General features: G+C 72.3%; 13 protein-coding genes. 8 read left to right on the forward strand and 5 right to left on the reverse strand.

From position 1 onward, the window contains the following. The first annotated feature begins 122 nt into the window (after positions 1 to 122). The 6 genes from ACTOQ2_RS10985 to ACTOQ2_RS11010 are packed head-to-tail and all read left to right on the forward strand — an operon-like array spanning position 123 to position 10,918. Complete coding sequence (locus tag ACTOQ2_RS10985) at positions 123 to 1,622, forward strand: condensation domain-containing protein (protein WP_440099534.1); 1,500 nt, start codon at positions 123 to 125, stop codon at positions 1,620 to 1,622. Continuing rightward, on the forward strand, positions 1,619 to 6,277 hold the full coding sequence (locus ACTOQ2_RS10990) for a non-ribosomal peptide synthetase (RefSeq protein WP_440099535.1): 4,659 nt from the start codon (positions 1,619 to 1,621) through the stop codon (positions 6,275 to 6,277). The genes ACTOQ2_RS10985 and ACTOQ2_RS10990 overlap by 4 nt, the downstream gene beginning before the upstream one ends. Further along, positions 6,270 to 7,730, forward strand: coding sequence for an MFS transporter (locus ACTOQ2_RS10995; protein ID WP_440099537.1), 1,461 nt, complete (start codon positions 6,270 to 6,272; stop codon positions 7,728 to 7,730). Before ACTOQ2_RS10990 ends, ACTOQ2_RS10995 begins: the two co-directional genes overlap by 8 nt. Beyond that, entirely contained in the window at positions 7,708 to 8,757 is a 1,050-nt protein-coding gene (locus ACTOQ2_RS11000) for a methyltransferase (protein ID WP_440099539.1), read from the forward strand. Before ACTOQ2_RS10995 ends, ACTOQ2_RS11000 begins: the two co-directional genes overlap by 23 nt. Next, entirely contained in the window at positions 8,754 to 10,220 is a 1,467-nt protein-coding gene (locus tag ACTOQ2_RS11005) for an FAD-dependent oxidoreductase (RefSeq protein WP_440099540.1), read from the forward strand. The genes ACTOQ2_RS11000 and ACTOQ2_RS11005 overlap by 4 nt, the downstream gene beginning before the upstream one ends. Continuing rightward, positions 10,214 to 10,918 (forward strand): DUF6875 domain-containing protein, encoded by a 705-nt coding sequence (locus ACTOQ2_RS11010; RefSeq protein WP_440099542.1) that lies wholly within the window; start codon positions 10,214 to 10,216, stop codon positions 10,916 to 10,918. Before ACTOQ2_RS11005 ends, ACTOQ2_RS11010 begins: the two co-directional genes overlap by 7 nt. A gap of 203 nt (positions 10,919 to 11,121) precedes the next feature. Here the strand turns inward: ACTOQ2_RS11010 and ACTOQ2_RS11015 are convergent, their stop codons facing one another. From ACTOQ2_RS11015 to ACTOQ2_RS11030, 4 genes are all read right to left on the reverse strand, one after another. Beyond that, positions 11,122 to 12,576, reverse strand: coding sequence for a glycoside hydrolase family 3 protein (locus tag ACTOQ2_RS11015; RefSeq protein ID WP_440099544.1), 1,455 nt, complete (start codon positions 12,574 to 12,576; stop codon positions 11,122 to 11,124). A gap of 123 nt (positions 12,577 to 12,699) precedes the next feature. Then, positions 12,700 to 13,605: a carbohydrate ABC transporter permease gene (locus ACTOQ2_RS11020; protein ID WP_440099545.1), complete on the reverse strand. Its 906-nt coding sequence runs from the start codon at positions 13,603 to 13,605 to the stop codon at positions 12,700 to 12,702. Then, entirely contained in the window at positions 13,602 to 14,615 is a 1,014-nt protein-coding gene (locus ACTOQ2_RS11025) for a carbohydrate ABC transporter permease (RefSeq protein ID WP_440070187.1), read from the reverse strand. The genes ACTOQ2_RS11020 and ACTOQ2_RS11025 overlap by 4 nt, the downstream gene beginning before the upstream one ends. Before the next feature lie 2 nt (positions 14,616 to 14,617). After that, positions 14,618 to 15,952, reverse strand: coding sequence for an extracellular solute-binding protein (locus ACTOQ2_RS11030; protein ID WP_440099546.1), 1,335 nt, complete (start codon positions 15,950 to 15,952; stop codon positions 14,618 to 14,620). 207 nt (positions 15,953 to 16,159) lie between these two features. Between ACTOQ2_RS11030 and ACTOQ2_RS11035 the strand changes: the two genes are divergently transcribed. Both ACTOQ2_RS11035 and ACTOQ2_RS11040 read left to right on the forward strand, forming a co-directional pair. Next, complete coding sequence (locus tag ACTOQ2_RS11035; protein WP_440099548.1) at positions 16,160 to 17,362, forward strand: ROK family protein; 1,203 nt, start codon at positions 16,160 to 16,162, stop codon at positions 17,360 to 17,362. A gap of 171 nt (positions 17,363 to 17,533) precedes the next feature. Beyond that, positions 17,534 to 18,178, forward strand: coding sequence for a M15 family metallopeptidase (locus ACTOQ2_RS11040; RefSeq protein WP_440099549.1), 645 nt, complete (start codon positions 17,534 to 17,536; stop codon positions 18,176 to 18,178). Positions 18,179 to 18,242: 64 nt separating this feature from the next. On the opposite strand, the gene ACTOQ2_RS11045 is transcribed toward ACTOQ2_RS11040, so the two are convergent. Continuing rightward, the gene (locus ACTOQ2_RS11045; protein ID WP_440099551.1) at positions 18,243 to 18,767 is read right to left on the reverse strand and encodes an NUDIX hydrolase; all 525 of its coding nucleotides are present in this window, start codon (positions 18,765 to 18,767) and stop codon (positions 18,243 to 18,245) included. Positions 18,768 to 18,800 lie beyond the last annotated feature (33 nt).

The raw sequence follows: 18,800 nt of genomic DNA on the forward strand, positions 1-18,800 counted from the left end.
CGTAAATAGACAGGAAACTTTCCTAATAATTCTTTGTCAGGACCGCATGTCAGGGGCGACGCAGCCCCCGGCGCCTGCCCGAAGCGAGTCACCCACGAGGGAGCACAAGGGAGACGGACAGGATGTCGCACGCCCCCTTCGACCTGCGGGGAATCCCGCTGGCGCTTCACCTGAACGGTCCCGTCGACGTTCCGGCGCTGCTGGGCGCGTGCGCCGTCGTGGCCGGCAGGCATCCGGTGCTCGGCCGCGTCAGGGTCACCCGCACGGAGTCGACCCCGGAGCGCTATCCCCGGGTCGCCGCGGCCGAGGCCGCCCGCCCGTTCGACCTGGAGCGCGGCCCGCTTGCCCGGTTCACGCTCGTCACGGTGGGTCCCGAGCGCGTCAGGCTGCTCTTCACGGCACACGGGCGGGTGTTCGACGCGGGCTCCAAGGACGTCCTGATCCGCGATCTGGCCGACGCCTACTTCGCGCGGGCCGCCCTGCCGGGGCCGGCGTCGCCGTCCTCCCCGGTCCCGCGGCCGTACGGGTCTTCACCGGACCCGCCGTCCGGGCGGGCGGGCCGGCCCGGCGGTTCCGGGGCGGACGGCTGGGCCTTCCCTGCACCGCCCGACGGCGCCGAGGAGTTCTGGAAGGAGCGTGACCGCGCACCCGCGGAGCTGGTCCTGCCCGGCCTGCGCGCCGTTCCGCACGGCACCGGTCCCGGGGAGATCGTCGAGATGGTGCTCGGCGGCACGGAGTCCGGAGCCCTCACCGAGGCCGCCGCGGTGCTCGGCGCCACCAGGTTCGAGCTGCTGCTGGCGGCCGTGGGCGTGCTGCTGCGACGGTACGGCACCTCCGCGTCGCCGCTCGCCCTCGACCTCGGCACCCGCACCCGCGAGACGCTCGACCGCATCGGGCCGTTCGTGGCGCGGGTGCCGTTCGTCCCGCACCCCGACCTCGACAAGGGGTTTCCCGACCACCTGCGCACGGTCCGGGCCGAGCTGCGCGCCATGTACCGGTTCCGGCACGCGCCGCCGGCCCCGCCCTCCTCGCCGGTGCTGCTCAGCTACCGCAGGAGGGCGGCCGTCCCGGAGTTCCCCGGTGTCGGGGTGGGCGTGGAGTGGACGATCTTCAACGGGGCCGCCCGCGGCGCGCTGCACATCCAGGCCGTGGACGCCGGGCCGAGTCTCACCCTCGGCCTCCGCTTCAACCCCGCCGCGATCGGCCACGACGACGTGTCCGGGATCGCGGGTCACCTGCGCGCGCTGCTGCGCGCCATCTCCGCGGACCCCCGTGCGAAGGTCGCGGATCTGGCGGAACCACCCCAAATCACGCCCCATGAGGAGCCTTCCGTGACCGACCTGTTCGTCCCGGCCCCCGACAACGTGACGGAACCTCCCGCCGAGGAGGATCCGGTCACCGCGCAGGTGCGGGAGATCTGGCAGGAGATCCTCCGCCTCGACGACATCGGGCTGGACGAGGACCTCTACGACCTCGGCGGGCACTCGCTGACCATCACCCAGATCATCGCCAGGACCCGCCGCAGGCTCGGCGTGGAGGTGTCCCTGGACGTCTTCTTCGACAACCCCACCATCGCCGGCGTCGCCGAGGAGGTCACGCGTCTGCGGGGCGAGGCCGCGTGAGCACGCTCTCGTACGCCCAGGAGCGCCTGTGGTTCCTGGACCGGCTCACTCCCGGGGGCGGGACGTACAACATGGTCGTCTGCGAGCGGCTCATCGGGTCGCTCGACGCCGGCGCCCTGGAACGGGCGCTGGGTGAGGTCGTGGCCAGGCACGAGGCGCTGCGGACCGTCTTCCCCGAGGTCGGGGGCCTCCCGTCCGCGACGGTCCTGGATCCCGCGCCGCTGGTCATGGAGAGGATCGACCTGACCGGCGAGCCGCCGTACGGGACGCGGGAGCGGGGGACGGACGGCGTCCCGGACGGGCCACCGGACGGTTCTCCGCACGGGTCGCCGAATGGGTCGCGGCACGGTTCGCCGGACGGGGGCGCGGGGGCGGGGGCGGCGCGGGAGCGGGCGCTGGAGGTGTTGCTCGCCGAGCGGAGCAACCGGCCGTTCGACCTGGTCAACGGGCCGCTGCTGCGGGCGACCCTGGTGCGTACCGGGTACGACGAGCACGTCCTGCTGGTCGTCGTGCACCACATCGCCGGGGACGCCTGGTCGATCGAGCAGGTCATGTTCGGGGAGCTGGCGTCGCTGTACACGGCCTTCACCCTCGGGCTGCCGTCCCCCCTCCCGCCGCCCGCACGGCAGTACGCCGACTACGTGCGCGGGCAGCGCGAGCATCCGGTGGACATCGCCGGCGTGGTGCGCGAGCTCGACGGCGTCCCGGTGCTGGAACTGCCCACCGACCGGCCGCGCCAGGCCGTGCGGACCACCGAGGGCGGCCTGGTGGTCCGCAGGATCCCGCTGGAGCTGTGGCGGGGGATCACCGGGCTGGCGCGGGCCGAGCGGTGCACCCCGTTCATGGCCGTGCTGGCCGCCTACCAGGTGCTGCTCTCCCGCTACACCGGTCAGGACGACTTCTGCGTCGGCACCCCCGTCGCGGGCCGTACGGAGGAGGAGTTCGAGCAGGTCTTCGGCGTCTTCATCAACACCCTCGCCCTCCGCGCCGACCTGGCGGGCGACCCGACCTTCCGCGAGACGCTCAAGCGGGTGCGGCGGCGCGCCTTCACGATGTACGGCCACGCCTCGGTCCCGTTCGAGCACGTGGTGAGCGAGCTGCGCGTCGACCGCGACCCGGCCAGGACTCCGGTGTTCCAGACGATGCTGATGCTGGGCAACCCGGACGCCGGATCGCTCGACCTCGACGGCATCCGTACCGAGCCGGTGGCGTCGGGCCTGGCCGTGGCCAAGTTCGACCTCTCCCTGGACGTGATCGTCTACCCCACGCACGTCCAGCTGATGTTCGCCTATGACACCGGCCTGTTCGACCGGTCCACGGTGGAGCGGATGGGCGCCCAGCTGGAGACGCTGTTCCGCTCGATCGTCTCCGACCCGGGCCGCCGCCTGTCGCGGCTGGAGATCCTGCCCGCCGCCGAGCGCGCGATCGTGCTCGGCGGCGCCGCGGCGCCGGATCCGGGGGACGTGCTCTCGGACGGTCCGGCCTGGGATCCGGGGGACGTGCTCTCGGAGGATCCGGCCCGGCCGGTCCGGTCCGTTCACGGGGCGGGGGAGTTCCTCGACCGTCTGATCGCCCGGCAGGCCGCCCGTACCCCCGACGCCCCCGCCGTGATCACTCCCGGCGTCGCAGGCGAGGCGGGCGCCGTTCTCCCGTACGGGGAGCTCGACCGGGCCTCGGATGCCGTGGCCGATCGGCTCCGGCCGCTGCTGGAGCGGCCGGCGGGTTCCGGTACCACCGACGGAGGGGAGGCGCTGGTCGCGCTGGCGCTCGCCGCCGGGCCCGAGGCGATCGTGGCGCTGCTGGGCGTCCTCAAGGCGGGCGCCGCGTACCTGCCGCTCGATCCGGCGCAGCCCGCCGAGCGGCTGGCGTACCTGCTGGCCGACTCCGGCGCGCGCGCGGTGATCGCGGACGGGGCGGAACTCGCCGGGTTCGCGGGGCCGGTCGTCAGCCGGGCCGACCTGGCGCGCTGGACGGACGGCGGCCCCCCGGGAACGGCGGCGGCTGTCGAGTCCGGCACGGGGCACCTCGACGACGACACGGCGATCGGGAAGGAGGCGGCGCGCAGGCCCGGCGCGGAGCACCTCGCGCTTGAGGACCCGCGTGTCGGTGACGACACGGCGATCGAGAAGACGGTGGCGCGCGGGCCCGGCGCGGAGCACCTCGACCGGGCCGCCTACGTGATCTACACCTCCGGATCCACCGGGCGCCCCAAGGGGGTCGTCGTCGGTCACCGCACGCTGTCCCACCTGGCCCGATCGTTCAGAGAACTGCACGGGTTCGGGCCGGGGGAGCGGGTGCTGACGGTCCCGCCGCTCAGCTTCGACGCCTCGGCGGGGGACGTCTTCCCCGCCCTGATCAGCGGCGCCGCGCTGGTGCTGCACCCCGCTCCCGCCTCGCTGACCGGCCCCGCCCTCGCCGCCCTGTGCGCGGAGCACTCGATCACCATGGTCGACACCGCCTCGGCGCTCTGGCAGCAGTGGGTCGAGGAACTGGACGAGATCACCGTCCCGATCACCACGATGATGGTCGGCGGCGAGAGCGTGCCGGTGGAACGCCTGCGCTCCTGGGCCGCGCTGACCGGCGGCCGGGTCGCGTTCCACAACCACTACGGCCCGACCGAGGCGACCGTCTGCGCCACCTCGTACCGCACGGTCGACGGCGCAGAGCTGGGCGCGGCCATCCACCTGCCGATCGGCACCGCGCTGCCGCACACCCGTGTCTACGTGCTCGACCGCCACGGCAACCCGGCCCCGATCGGGGTGCCCGGCGAGATCCACATCGGCGGCGAGTGCCTGGCGCGCGGCTACCTGGGCCGTCCCGGGCGGACCGCCGGGAGCTTCCTGCCCGACCCGTTCTCGCCCCGGCCGGGGGCGAGGATGTACGCCACGGGCGACCTGGGCAGATACCGGCCCGACGGGAACCTGGAGTTCCTGGGTCGCACCGACCGGCAGGTGAAGATCCATGGCAACCGGATCGAGCCGGCAGAGGTCGAGGCGGCCTGCCTGGCCCACCCCGGCGTCCGCGAGGCCGTGGTCACCGCCGACACCCGGCGGCTCGTCGCCTACCTGGTGGGGGACCGGATCACCGTCGCCGAGCTGCGCGCCTTCCTCGCCGGCCGGCTCCCCGGCCACATGCTGCCCGGCGCGGTCGTCACGCTGCCCGCGCTCCCGCTGACCTCGCACGGCAAGGTCGACCTGCGGGCGCTGCCCGAGCCGGACGCGGACGGCGAGGCCCCGCCGTACGAGCCGCCGAGGGAGGGGACCGAGCGGGTCATCGCCGGGATCTGGGCCGACGTGCTCAAGGTCGACCCCGGTCGCGGGGACAACTTCTTCGATCTGGGCGGGCACTCGCTGCTGGCGCCGCAGATCGTCTCCAGGATCACCGCGGAGCTGGGGGTGCCGGTCCCGATGACCGCACTCTTCGCCGCGACCGACCTGGCCGGGCTGGCCGCCGCGGTGGACGAGCGGATCGGCCTCCCCGGTCCCCGGGGGCGGGCCCCGGCCGCCGTGGACCTGTACGCGGAGGCGGTGCTGCCCGGCGACATCGCGTACACCGGAGCGCCGGTCCCCGAGGGGCCGCCGCGCCGGGTGCTGCTCACCGGCGCCACAGGCTTCCTCGGCGCGTACCTGCTCGCCGGGCTGCTGGGCACCACAGGGGCCGAGGTCCACTGCCTGGTCAGGGGCGACGGCGCGGCCGGGCGGCTGCGCGACAACCTCGGCGGGTACGGGCTCTGGGACGAGCGCTTCGACGGCAGGATCGTCCCGCACGCCGGGGACCTCGACCTGCCGGGACTCGGCCTGACCGCCGGGGAGTTCGCGGAGCTGGCGGACTCGATCGACCTCGTCGTGCACAACGGGGCGCTGGTCAACTTCGCCCTGCCCTACCGGCGGCTGCGCCGGGCGAACGTGGACGCCGTCCTGGAGATCCTGCGGCTGGCCGCGTCCGGCCGCCTCACCACCCCCGTCCACCTCGTCTCGACGCTCGGCGTGCACCTGACACCCGGGGAGCGCACGGTCAGGGAGGACGACCCGCTGCCGGATCCCGGCCCGCTGCACCTGGGCTACGACCAGAGCAAGTGGGTCGCCGACCGGCTCGCGGGCGCCGCCAGGGAGAGAGGGCTGCCGATCGCGATCCACCGCCCGGCAAGGGTCTCCGCCGACAGCCGCACCGGCCGGTCGGTGCCCGGCGACTTCCTCGGCCGCCTCTTCGCCACCTGCGCCCGCCTCGGCGCGGTCCCCGAGGGGGAACGGATCGACATGGCCCCGGTCGACCACGTCGCCTCGGCGATCGTGCACCTGGCGACGAGCCGGGTCACCGGTGACTTCCACTATCACAACCCGCGCGTGCTGACCTCGGAGGAACTCGCCGAGGGACTGCGCGAGCACGGCTTCCCGGTACGGCTCATGCCGGGGGACCGATGGCGGCGGCTGGTCCGCGACCGGCTGGAGATCGGCGACGACCTGCCGATCGCCCCCTACCCGGCGTTCTTCGCCGAGTACGGCACGCTGCCCGGCCCGTCCTTCGACTGCTCGGCCACCGAGAGACTCCTCGCCGCCGCCGGGCTGGTCTGCCCTCCGGCGGACGGGAAGCTGCTCGACCTCTATCTCGGTGACCACATCGGCACCGGAGTCCTGCCGGGAGGCGGCCGTGCATGACGGGATACGCCGGTTCGCCGTCATCTGGGCGGCGCAGCTGCTGTCGATCATCGGGTCGAGCCTGACGGGGTTCGTGCTGGGCGTCTGGGTCTACCAGCGCAACGGCTCGGCCACCGAGTTCGTGCTGATCATGCTGTGCGCGGTGCTGCCCGAGGTGCTGCTCTCCCCGCTCGCCGGGGCGCTGGCCGACCGGTGGGACCGCAGGCGGATGCTGATGGCCGCCGACGCCGGGGCCGCCGTGGTCACCGGCGCCCTCGCGGTGCTGCTCGTCCTGGGCTCGCCGGAGGTCTGGCACGTCTACGTGATCACGGTGGCCGGGGCCGTCTTCGGGACCTTCCACATGGCCGCGTACCACGCGATGATGCCGCTGATCATGCCCCAGCGGCACCTGGGCAGGGCCAACGGCCTCATGCAGGTCGCGGACTCGGTGAAGATCGCGGCTCCGCTGCTGGCGGGAACGCTCCTGGTCACGGTCGGCGTCACCGGCGTGGTCGTGATCGACCTGGTCACCTTCCTGGTCACCCGGGTGGTCATGTTCGCCGTACGGCTGCCGCGCGAGGTCACCCGCCCCGGGGCCTCGGCCGCGCCGGAACCGCTGCGCGGGGACCTGCTGTTCGGCTGGCGCTACCTGCGGGCCAGGCGCGGGCTGTTCCAGCTGGTCGTGGTGCTGGCCGCGTACAACCTGTTCTTCGGGATGTCCGGGGTGCTGGTCCAGCCGCTGATCCTGTCGTTCGGGTCGGCCGCGGTGCTCGGGGCGCTGATGTTCGCGGGCGGCGCGGGGGTCTTCGCCGGAGGGCTGGTGCTGAGCGCGTGGGGCGGGCCGAGGCGGCGGGTGCGCGGCGTCGCGGCGTTCGTCGCCCTGGGAGGGGTGCTGCTCGCCCTGCACAGCCTCGCGCCCTCACCCTGGCTGATCGCGGTGGTGGCGCCCGCCTTCCTGTTCACGCTGCCGTTCGTGCAGGGCACCGGGATGACCGTGCTGCAGATCAAGACCGACCCCGCGGCGCTGGGCCGGGTACTCAGCACGGTCCGCGCGCTCACCCAGACCGCCACGGTGCTCACCTACCTGGCCGCGGGCCCGCTGGCCGACCGGGTCTTCGAGCCGATGCTCGCCCCCGGCGGGGCGCTCTCCGGCACCCTCGGCGCCGTGATCGGCACGGGCGAGGGGCGGGGCATCGCGGCGATCTTCCTGATCACCGGCCTGTGCCTGGTGCTGCTCGCACCGCTCGCCTACCTCCAGCCGCGCCTGCGGAAGGTGGAGTCCGAGCTGCCCGACGCCGAGGACGTGCACGCCCCTCCGGAACCCGGCGCGGATCCCGTCACGGATCCCGGCGTGGGACGCGGTGCGGGACGCGATATGGAGGCCGGTTCGCGAACCGGCGTGCAAGCCGACCTGGGAACCGACGTCGCGCGAGTCGCGCAAGGAGACAGCGATGCCGCTCTATCTCGACCCTGAGGAACTCCGCGGGGCACCGGGCCCCCATGTCGACCTGATCGGCGCGATGGCGTTCCGGGCGGCGGGGGCCGCCCAGCGCCTGGGGATCTTCGAGGCGCTCATGCCCGGCCCGCTCTCCGTGACGGAGCTGGCGGCCAGGACGGGCACCGACCCGGCCGGGCTCGCCGTGCTGCTGGAGGCGCTCGCCTCCCTCGGCTACCTCGACCGGGCGCCGGGCCGGGTCTACGGCAACAGCCCGATGGTCGCGGGCACCCTGGACCGGCGGAGCCCGTGGAGCTACGCCCCCGCACTGGCCTTCTGGCAGGACGTGCTGGCCGAGCTCTGGGACGGCCTGGAGGAGTCGGTGCGCACCGGCGCCCCCCAGGTCGACTTCTACGCCTGGCTGGAGGAACGGCCAGGGACGCTGGCCGAGTTCCAGAGCATGCTCGACGGGATGGCCGCCGGGCTCGCCCCGCTGGTCGCCGCGAGCGCGCCCCACCCCGGGGAGCGCCTGCTCGACGTCGGCGGCGGGCACGCCCGCTACACCGTCGCGTTCTGCCGGGCGCACCCCGGGCTCACCGCGACGATCGTCGACCTGCCGAACGCCCTGCGGGGCGGCCGGGCCAGGATCGAGGCGGCTGGGCTGGGCGACCGCGTCACTCTGCTCCAGGGCGACCTGACCGGCTCCGGTGCCGACCCCGGTGCCGACCTCGGTGCCGGATACGACACCGCGCTGCTGTTCAACCTCTGCCACGGGTTCGACGAGGTGGGCAACCGCGCGCTGTTCAAGAGGGTGGCGGCCGCGCTGCGCCCCGGCGGCGCGGTGGTCGTGCTGGAGACCTTCGCCGACCTGCCCGACGGCACGCCCGCGACCGTCGAGGCGTTCGTCCGCGCCTTCGGCCTCAACCTCGCCATCACTCAAGGCGGCGGGATCCACGCCTTCGCCGACATCGCCACCTGGCTGTCCGGCGCCGGATTCGGCCGGATCGAGCGACGCCACGTCGACGGCCCCAACGAACTGCTCGTCGCCCGCCTGGAGACCACATGAAGATCACCGTCATCGGAGCGGGCCCCGCGGGCACCCTCCTCGCCTGCTACCTGGCCAGGCGCGGCTTCCGGGTGGAGGTCTACGAGCGGCGGGCCGATCCCCGGCTGCTCGACGAGGACGAGAGCAGGTCGATCAACCTCGGCCTGTCCGCCAGGGGCATCGCGGCGCTCACCGACATCGGCCTGATGGACACCCTGTGGCCGCTCACCGTCCCGATGCGCGGCCGGGCCATCCACCTGCCCGGCGGCGCGGTGCCGTTCCAGCCCTACGGCGCCCACGAGGGAGAGATCCTCCACTCGGTCCTGCGCCGCGACCTGATCACCACGCTCGTCGACCACGCCGAGGCCCAGCCGGGGGTGACCTTCCACTTCCGGCACCGGCTGGTCGGCCTGGACCGCGAGACGGCCGCCGCGCGCCTCGTCCACGAGGAGACCGGGGCCGCGAGCACCGTCGAGGGCGACGCGGTGATCGGCGCGGACGGCGCGTTCTCGCAGGTGCGGGCGCACATGCAGCACGGGCTGCGGGCCGACCACCACCAGGAGTTCCTGGAATGGGGGTACAAGGAACTGACCATCCCCGCCGCCGGCGACGGGTCGGCCAGGACCAGGCTGGAGGCCCTGCACGTCTGGCCCGGCGAGGACGCCCTCATCGTCGCCCACCCCAACCGGGACAACTCGCTCACCGGCACGCTCTTCCTGCCCGTCGAACGGTTCGGCGAGATCACCGACCCCGAGGAGTTCCTCGGGGAACGGTTCCCGGACACGCCCGACCTCATGCCCCACCTCGCCAAGGAGTACGCCGAGCACCCGGTGGGGCACCTGGTGTCGATCCGCACCTCGCCCTGGCACCACCGGGACCGGGTGGCGCTCATCGGCGACGCCTGCCACGCCGTCTACCCCTTCTACGGCCAGGGCATGAACTCGGCGCTCGAGGACTGCACGGTCCTCGACCGCTGCGTGGGCGACCATCCCGGAGACCTCGGGGCCGCCTTCGCCGAGTACCAGCGGCTGCGTAAACCGCACACCGACGTGCTCGACGAGCTGTCCAAGCAGAACTTCGTGGAGCTGCGCGACCGGCTCCGCTCCCCGCTGCACCTGCTGCGCAAGAAGGCGGACCTGCTGCTCGCCCGGGCGCTCCCCGGCCGGTGGGTCCCGCTCTACACGATGATCTCCCACACCACCGTCCCGTACGGGGATGCGCTCGCCCGCGCCCGGCGGCAGGACACGCTCCTGCGCGGGGCGGGGGCGGCGGTGGCCGTCGCCGGACTGCTCGCCGCGGCCCCGGCCGTCCGCCGCCTCGTACGCGGCCCCGGCCGCTCCACGGTCGCACCTCCCGTACGCGCCACCGGCGCCGCACGCGGTGCCGACCCCGCACGCCGCGCCGTCTTCGCACGCCTCACGCGCTTCGCACGTCGCGCACGCCTCGCACAGCGAAACCCCCGGAAGGGCGAACCACCATGCTGACCGATCCCGCGGACCCTTCTCGCGTCCTCCTGGAGACCGCCGATCTGGCCGGTGACCACGATCTGGTCCTGCGCCACCGCACCCCGCTCAGGGAGATCGTCACCTGGGCGCGAGAGTATCTCTGCCGCCCCCACGAGCAACTGGGCAGGAAGGGACCCGTCTGCCCGTACGCCCAGACCGCGCTGGACCGCGGCACCTTCTACCTGGCGGTCCGCCCCGGGCGGCCGGGCGGGCCCGAGGCGGCCGAGACCCTCGCCGGCTACCGCGACTGGTTTTTGAGGCTGCCCGCCACGCCGGGAGTGTCCGCGCAGTACCGCACGATCCTGGTGCTCTTCCCCGACCTGCCGGAGTCCGAGGCCGCCGCGGTGATCGATTACGCCCAGGAGGCGCTCAAGTCGCGCTACGTCTCGGAAGGGCTGATGATCGGGGAGTTCTACCCCGGCCCGCCGCCCAAGGCGGGACTGTGGAACCCCTCCTTCCTGCCGCTGGGCAGCCCGGTCCCGCTGCTGGCGATCCGCCACATGGTCGCCACCGACTTCCCGTTCCTGCGCGACGATCCCGCGCAGGTCGCGGCGTACCTGGAACGTTTCGGAGACCGCCCCCCGGCCGCCCTCAGGGCGGAGATCCGGTCCGTCGCCGGCCGCTACGGCCTGCTGCCCGCGGCCACGTCCTGCGCGCCGTCCCTGACGGCGTCCTGACCGTCCTCGACGTCTCGACGGGGAGTACGCGTCTTGGCGGTTGACAGGGAGTACGCGTCTTGGCGGGGAGTACGCGACGCGCGAGGAAAGACACGGCCCGCCCCCGCGGTTCTCGCGGGAGCGGGCCGTGTCGTCGCCGGTACGCCCCGCCGGCCCGGTGTCTCCGGGCGACGGGACGAGCCGGTGGAATGTGGCCGATTCCGTCAGACGCCGAGGAGCTCGGCGGCGGCCTGGGCGTTGGCACGGGCGGCGCCGTAGGTGGCCAGGTAGGTGACGCCCTCCGGGCGCCAGATCGGCAGGCCCATCTCGACCACCGTGGCGTCGGGACGGGCGGCCAGCAGCGCGGAGACCACCGACTGGCTGGCCTCGTAGCGGTGGGCGTCCTTGACGACGACGATCAGGGAGCGGCCCGAGGCACGTTCCAGGATGTCCGCCACGTCGGCCGCCTCCGGCTTGACCCGCAGCACCTCCGCCTGCGGCAGCAGCGGCGTGAAGCCCCACGGCACGTTGCCGACCGCGATGGTCGGCGGGGTGTCCACCTCGACCACCAGCGGGTCGACCAGGGGAGAGGCCGAGCCGGTGAGGCTGACCGCGCGGCGGGCGGCGGTGAGGCCGATCACGTCCCGCTCGGCCTCACCGGTGCGGGGCGTGCCGAACCAGCCGCGCAGGGCGGCGACCCGTTCGGCCGCCGCCTCCAGGCGGGCCGCGGGAAGCCGTCCGTCGTGGACGGCCGCGACGATCTCGTCCACGATGCGGCGGACGTCGTCCTCGGTGGGAATCGGGCCGAGGCAGAGCAGGTCGGCTCCGGCGGCGAGGGAGAGCACCGAACCCCCGGCGAGACCGTACGCGGCGGTGACGGCCTTCATGTCGAGGGCGTCGGTGATGATCACACCCTCGTAGCCCATCTCGCCGCGGAGCAGGCCGGTCAGGGCGGCGGGGGAGAGCGTCGCGGGAAGCGTGCCGGTGACGGCGGGCACGCGTACGTGCGCGGTCATGATGGATCTGGTCCCGGCGTCGATCGCGGCGCGGAAGGGCACCAGCTCGCGCTCGCGCAGCAGTCCCACGGAGGCGTCGACGAGCGGGACCTCCAGGTGGGAGTCCTGCCGGGTCGCGCCGTGGCCGGGGAAGTGCTTGACGCAGGCGGCCACTCCCGCCGACTGCAGGCCGTGCACCGCGGCGACGGTGTGCCGGGCGACGAGCGCGCTCTCCGCCCCGAACGAGCGGGTGCCGATCACCGGGTTGTCCGCGGCGGTGTTGACGTCCGCGGAGGGGGCCATGTCCAGGTTGACGCCGCAGCGGGCCAGGTCGTCGCCGATGGACCGGTAGACCCGCCGGGTGAGCTCGACGTCGTCCACGGCGCCGAGGGCGGCGTTGCCGGGGTACGGGCTGCCCACGTGGTAGGCGAGCCGGGTGACGTCACCCCCCTCCTCGTCCAGCGATATGACCGGATCGGCGGCCTCGCGCAGCCGGGAGGTGAGAGCGGACAGCTGTGCGGCGTCGGCGACGTTGAAACCGAAGAGGGTGACGCCGCCGAGACCGTTCTCCAGCTCCCGCAGGACCCACTCGGGTGCCTCGGTGCCCTGGAACGCGGCGAGCAGCGTGCCGGCCGCGAGACGACGCAGCCCCTGATCGCCGCGATCCGCGATGAACTCAGACATGGCGGTAGGTGTTCCTTACCTGAGATGTAGGGGGGTGTCGGACATGGATGTAAGCAAAGAAAACAGAACAGGGCTGGTACGGCCCGCGCCTTGTGGGTGCGTGCCGTACCAGCACCAATGGGATCAGCCCTTGACGGCACCCGCGACGAGTCCGGAGACCATCCGCCGCTGCACCAGAAGGAAGAAGACGATGACCGGGATGGTCATCAAGGTGGAGGCGGCCATGATGGCGCCCCAGTCGACCGACCGCTGGCTGACGAAGTAGCGCAGCGCCACGGGCATGGTGTAGTTGCCCTGGTCGTTGATGAGCGTCAGCGCGAACACGAACTCGTTCCACGCGGTGATGAACGAGAAGATGCTGGTCGCCACCAGCCCGGGGGCCACCAGCGGGAACAGCACCTTCCAGAAGGTGGCGAACCGGCTGGCTCCGTCGATCCAGGCGGCCTCCTCCAGCTCCTTGGGCACCGCCGCGACGAAGGTGCGCAGCATCCAGATGGCGAACGGCAGCGTCATGGCGACGTTCACCACGACGAGGCCGAGCAGCTGGTCGTACAGCCCGGCCCGCCTGACCATGATGAACAGCGGGATGAGCAGCGCCTCGCCGGGGACCATCTGCACGATGAGCAGCAGGATCAGGAACGAGGTGCGCCCGCGGAACCGGAAGCGGGCCACCGCGGTCGCCGCCAGCAGGGAGAACACCGCGCCGATGAGCACGGTGCCGAGGGCCACGACGGAGCTGTTGAGCAGATACTGCCAGATGGAGTGGCCCGCGATGCCCTCGGTGAAGACCCGCTTCACGTGTTCGAGGGTGGGGTCGGTGGGGAACGGGATGAAGTCCGTCGTGAAGATCTGCTGCCTGCTCTTGAAGGCTGTGCTCACCATCCAGTAGACGGGGAACATCGCGAACAGGAACACCACGACGGCGGTGGTGTTCAGGCCGATCCTGCCGAGCCGCTTGCGCGTCCTGGGATTTCCCCGGGGCGCGCGTGCGGGCGCCTTCGGGGGCACCCGCGTGTCGTAGGTGGTCATCGCACGTCCTCCGTCTTCACGATCTGGCGGACGTAGAAGAAGGTGATGACGAGCAGGATCAGCGTCAGCACCACCGCGATGGCCGCGCCCATGCCCATCTTGGGCGGCGCGCTGAAGGCCTGGGTGAAGGCGAACAGCGACAGGTTGTACGCCTCCCGGTTGGACGTGCCGCCCGCCAGCACGAACAGCTGGGTGAAGACCTTGAAGTCCCAGATCACCGAGAGCACCGTCAGCACCGCGAAGACCGGCTTCAGCAGCGGGAAGGTGATCTTCCAGAAGATCCGCCACGCGGAGGCGCCGTCCACCCTTGCCGCCTCGTACAGCTCCTGGGAGATGCTCTTCAGCCCGGCCAGGATCGAGACCGCGATGAACGGGAACGACGCCCAGACCACCGCGAGGATCAGCACGACGTAGATGGTGAACGCGTCGTTCAGCCACGGCTCGCCGGTCCAGTCGGAGCGGCCGAACAGCAGGGAGGAGAACCAGTCGGGCAGCGCGTTCAGCACCCAGTTGATGACGCCGGCCTCCGCGTCGAACAGCCAGCGCCAGATGATCGCGGTGGCGATCTGCGGGGTGGCCCAGGCGGCCATGATGCCGACGATCAGGAAGGTCGACATCTTCTTGCCCAGCTTGTGCAGGAGCAGGCCGACCAGCGTGCCGAGGATCAGGGTGCCCGCCACCGTGACGACGGCGAAGACGACGGTGTTGCGGAGCGACGACCAGAACAGCTCGGACTCGATCAGCTTCTGGTAGTTCTCGAAGCCGACGGACTCGGCCGGCGCTCCCCGGACCTGCCGCAGTCCCACGTTCTGGAAGGACATGACGACCATCTGGTACAGCGGGTAGAGCAGCAGGCCGGCGATGACGAGCAGGCCGGGGACGAGCAGCGCGTAGGGGACGACCCAGGCGGGCAGTCCGCCGGACCTGCGCGGGGGCGTGGCGCCTCGGGGCCCCCGCGCCGGGACGGAGGGGGTGCCCCCGTCCCGGGCGATGGTTGAGGTGTTCGCCATGGTTACTGGTTCAGGATCTCTTCGAGTTCCTTGTTGGCGTCGGCCAGCGCGGTGTCGACGTCCTTCTTACCTTCGATGACCGAGCGGGCCGCGCTCTGCAGGACCGCCTTGGTGTCGTTCGCCTCGGCCCAGTTGGTGTCGTTCGGGAAGCCCTTGGCGACCTTGAAGGTCTCGGCGAACGGCGCCTGCACCGGGTCGGCCGCGTACTCGGTCAGAGCCTCCGGGTAGAGCGGGAGCAGGCCGCCCTCCTTGGCGTAGCGGGTGCCGAACTCCTTGCCGGCGGCCAGCTTGACGTACTCGGCGGACAGCTCGACGTTCTTGGTGTCCTTCCAGATGGCGATGTCGTTGCCGCCCTGGAAGGCCGGGGCCGGGCCGCTGCCGTCCTTGGCCGGGAGCGAGAAGAAGGCCATCTTCGCGTCGTCGACCTTGCCGCCGCTCTGCTCCTTGATGGTGGTGATGTCCCAGCCGCCGGTCACGTACATGCCGACCTTGCCGTTGGCGAAGCGGGTCGCGATGTCCACCGAGTTCTGGGTCAGGGCGGACTTGCGCGAGACGCCGTGCTTGGTCACCAGGTCGGTGTAGTACTGGAAGCCCTCCTTGAAGCCGGGCTCCGTCAGCTTGCCGGTCCACTTGCCGCCCTCGAAGGCGGCGAAGTCGCCGCCGGCCGACCAGACGAACGGCGACAGCGACATGTTGGCGTCGGAGCCGCCGTTGAAGGCGAAGCCGTCGACGTCCTTGCCCTTCTCGGCGACGATCTTCTTGCCCGCGGCGACGAGGTCCTCCCAGGTCTTGGGAGTCTCGATCTTCAGGTCCTCGAACCAGTCCTTGCGGTAGAGGACGGCGCGGGTGCCGCCGCCCCACGGGGCGGCGTAGATCTTGCCGTCCACCGTCTCGTAGCCCCACAGGTTCTGCGGGATCTGCTGGAAGTCGGGCGTGGCCTTGACGACGTCGGTGATGTCGGTCAGCGCGTCCTGCGCGACCCACGCGGCCACCTGGTCGTTGCCGAACTCGGTGACGTCGGGGCCCTCGCCGCCGGCGAGCGCGGCGGTCCACTTGGCCTGCGCGTCGGGCCAGGGCACCCACTGGAGCTTGACGTCGGCGCCGGTGGTCTCCTTGAACTTGGCGTTCAGGTCGGCCATCAGCTTGTCCTGCTTCTCGTCGGGAGTGCCGAGGCGCCAGACGGTCAGCGTCTGACCTGCGAACTTGGGACCGGACGCGGCGGGCGCCGACGCCTGGTTGTCGGCGGCCGGTGTCGGCTCGCTGCTGCCACACGCGGCGAGACCCAGGGCGAGGGCGGCGGTGGTTGCCGTCGTGGTGGCGATTCTCGCGAACTTCACTGGAGTTCTCCCTTTCAGGCTTTCGCCGGGGTTTGCGCTCATCTGTTATGGCCGGGGTCCCCGCGACCCTCTGCACTCACTGGGAGCGGTCGGAACTACCGCAACCCGCGGTTCCGATCGCTTGCCTGCGGGCTGACTAGGGTTAAACTAACAAGAAACTTTCTTAAAAGAAACGATCGTTAGCGGATCGTGACGGGGAGGACGACCTTGCCCACACGCCCGGGGACCCCTCGGTTGTTGCGCCGGCTCAACGACCGCGCGGCGCTGGAACTCCTGCTGTCCAGCGGCCCTCTAACCCGGGCTGAGCTGGGAGAACATACCGGGCTGTCCAAGGTGACCGCGGGTCAGCTGCTCTCCAGGCTCCAGGAGCGCGACCTCGTCGCCGTGGTCGGCGAGCAGGCGGGCGGCCGCGGCCCCAACGCCGCCCTCTACGGGGTGGTGCCCTCCTGCGCGTACGTGGTCGGGCTCGACGTGCTGCCCGACAGGATCAGCGCCGGGGTCGCCGACATCACCGGCACCCTCGTCGCCGAGGTCTCCGCCGACCCCAGCGGGCACGAGGACCCGGTACGGCTGGTGCGGAGCGCGGTGAGCCAGGCGTGCGCGTCGGCGGGCATCGGCGTCGACCGGCTGCGCGCCTTCGTGATCGGCACCCGGGGCGTCGTCGACCCCCGCACCGGTGACGTGCGCTTCTCCTTCGACCTGCCCTCCTGGCACAACGGCGTGCTCGCCGAGCTCCGCCGCGATCTGGGGGTCCCGGTGACGATAGAGAACGACGTGAACCTGGCCGCGCTGGCCGAGCGCGCGTACGGGGCCGCGCTGGGCGTCGACGACTTCGTGCTCGTCTGGGCGGGGGTCGGGCAGGGGCTCGGCGTCATGCTGGGCGGGCGGCTGCACCGCGGCTTCACCGGCGGCGCGGGCGAGATCGGCTGGCTCCCCGTGCCCGGCGAGCCGCTCCCCACCGACGTGAGCGAGCCCCAGTCGGGCTCGTTCCAGCGCCTGGTCGGCGGCGACGCGGTCGCCGGGCTGGCCGGGGCCCACGGCATCGGCCCCGGTCCGGGCTCCGACCCGGCCTCCGACGGGAGCCCCGATGGAAGTTCCGTGGGAGAACACGTCCGTACGGCCGTCGCGAAGGGCGCCGAGGCGTTCCTGGACGAGCTGGCCGGGCGGCTGGCCGTCGGCGTCGCCGCCGTCGCGGTGGTCCTGGACCCCGGACTCATCGTGCTCAGCGGCGACGTCGGCAGGGCCGGCGGAGACGCGCTCGCCGCCAGGGTGCAGGACGCCGTCGCCCGGGTCTGCCCGAGCCAGCCCAGGGTCGTGGTCTCGCGGGTCAAGGGCAACCCCGTGCTGCGCGGCGCCCTGGTGTCGGCGCTGCAGCAGGCCCGGGAGCAGGTGTTCTCGGACACGATCTGACGTCCCGCGCGGACGGGACCGGCCCGGGTCCCGTCGCGACGAGACCCGGGCCGGACCGGCGTACCGTGTTCTACGGGCACGGGCGCGATCATGGATGCGGGCACGGTCCGGTGCTCCCGTTCCCCGTGAGCGAGGTCTGCGCACTGTGGCGCTTGGGGAAGAATTGTCGCCATGCCTGACATCGTTCTGATCTCCGATGCCCGAGTCGCCGCGATCCCCGTCGAGGAGTCAGGGGAGCGGCTGGTCGACGTCCGGGGGCGGCTGCGGACGGACGGGCGGCTCGCCGACCCCCAGGGGGCCTTCGCCCACCTCAGGCTCGGGCTGCTGACCAGGCTGGAGGAGGCGCAGGCGCAGCTTCCCGGGGGATACCGGTTGCTGGTCGTGGAGGGGTACCGGCCACCGGCGACGCAGAAGAAGATCTTCGACGGATACTCGGCGGAGCTCCGGACGCTGTATCCGGAGATGTCGCCCGCGGAGCTGCGAGCCGCGGCGAGCCGCTACGTGTCGCCCGTCGAGATCGCCCCGCACACCGCGGGAGCCGCGGTCGACCTGACCCTGGCCACCGACGACGGGACCGAGCTCGACATGGGCACCCGGCTCAACGCCACCCCCGAGGAGAGCGACGGTGCCTGCTACACCGACGCCCCCGGCCTGTCGCCCGAGGCCCGCCACCACCGCAAGCTCCTCGGCGTCGCCCTCGACGCGGTCGGGCTGGTCAACTACCCCACCGAGTGGTGGCACTGGTCCTACGGCGACCGCTACTGGGCCCTGACCACCGGCTCCCGGGCCGCCCTCTACGGTCCGGTATCCATCTGACCTCGTACGGCGGTTGAGAAGCGGTATCCCGCGATCATGGGATCGTGCCGGAGCGCTTTACTTTCTACGACTCGGTGAGGACGTAGAGCAGGCCGGCCATGCTGGTGCCGCTCACGATGTCGCCCTTGCCAACCAGGCCACGGATGTCGGAGAGGGGCATCCACTCGACGCGCTCGGCCTCCCACGCCTCAGTCGGTGGACCGATGTAGGTGGCGCTGTGGGCGCGGAAGATGTGGTGGACCGAGTCTGAGATGCCGTTGGTCGGCTGGACGCGCAGCAGCGGGCGCAGCGGTCCCGGCAGCCATCCGGTCTCCTCCTCGACCTCCCGTGTGGCGGCGGCGATCGGCTCCTCGCCGTCCTCGATCTTGCCGATGGGGATCTCCCAGCCCCAGGAGTCGGTGATGAAACGGTGCCGCCAGATCAGCAACACCCGGTGTCGATCGTCGGTGACAACGGCACCGGCTCCAGGCGCGGTACGGATCAGCCGGTGGTCCAGATGCCTGCCGTCGGGAAGCTCCACATCCGCCACCCGGACATCAAGCCAACGGTCGGTGTAGAGAGGTTCTTCGGAGTGGACCTGCCAGCGCATGTGGCGTACTCCCAGCGTGGTTACCTGATCTCG

The organism is Streptosporangium sp. H16, from assembly GCF_051918855.1.
GTDB lineage: Bacteria > Actinomycetota > Actinomycetes > Streptosporangiales > Streptosporangiaceae > Streptosporangium.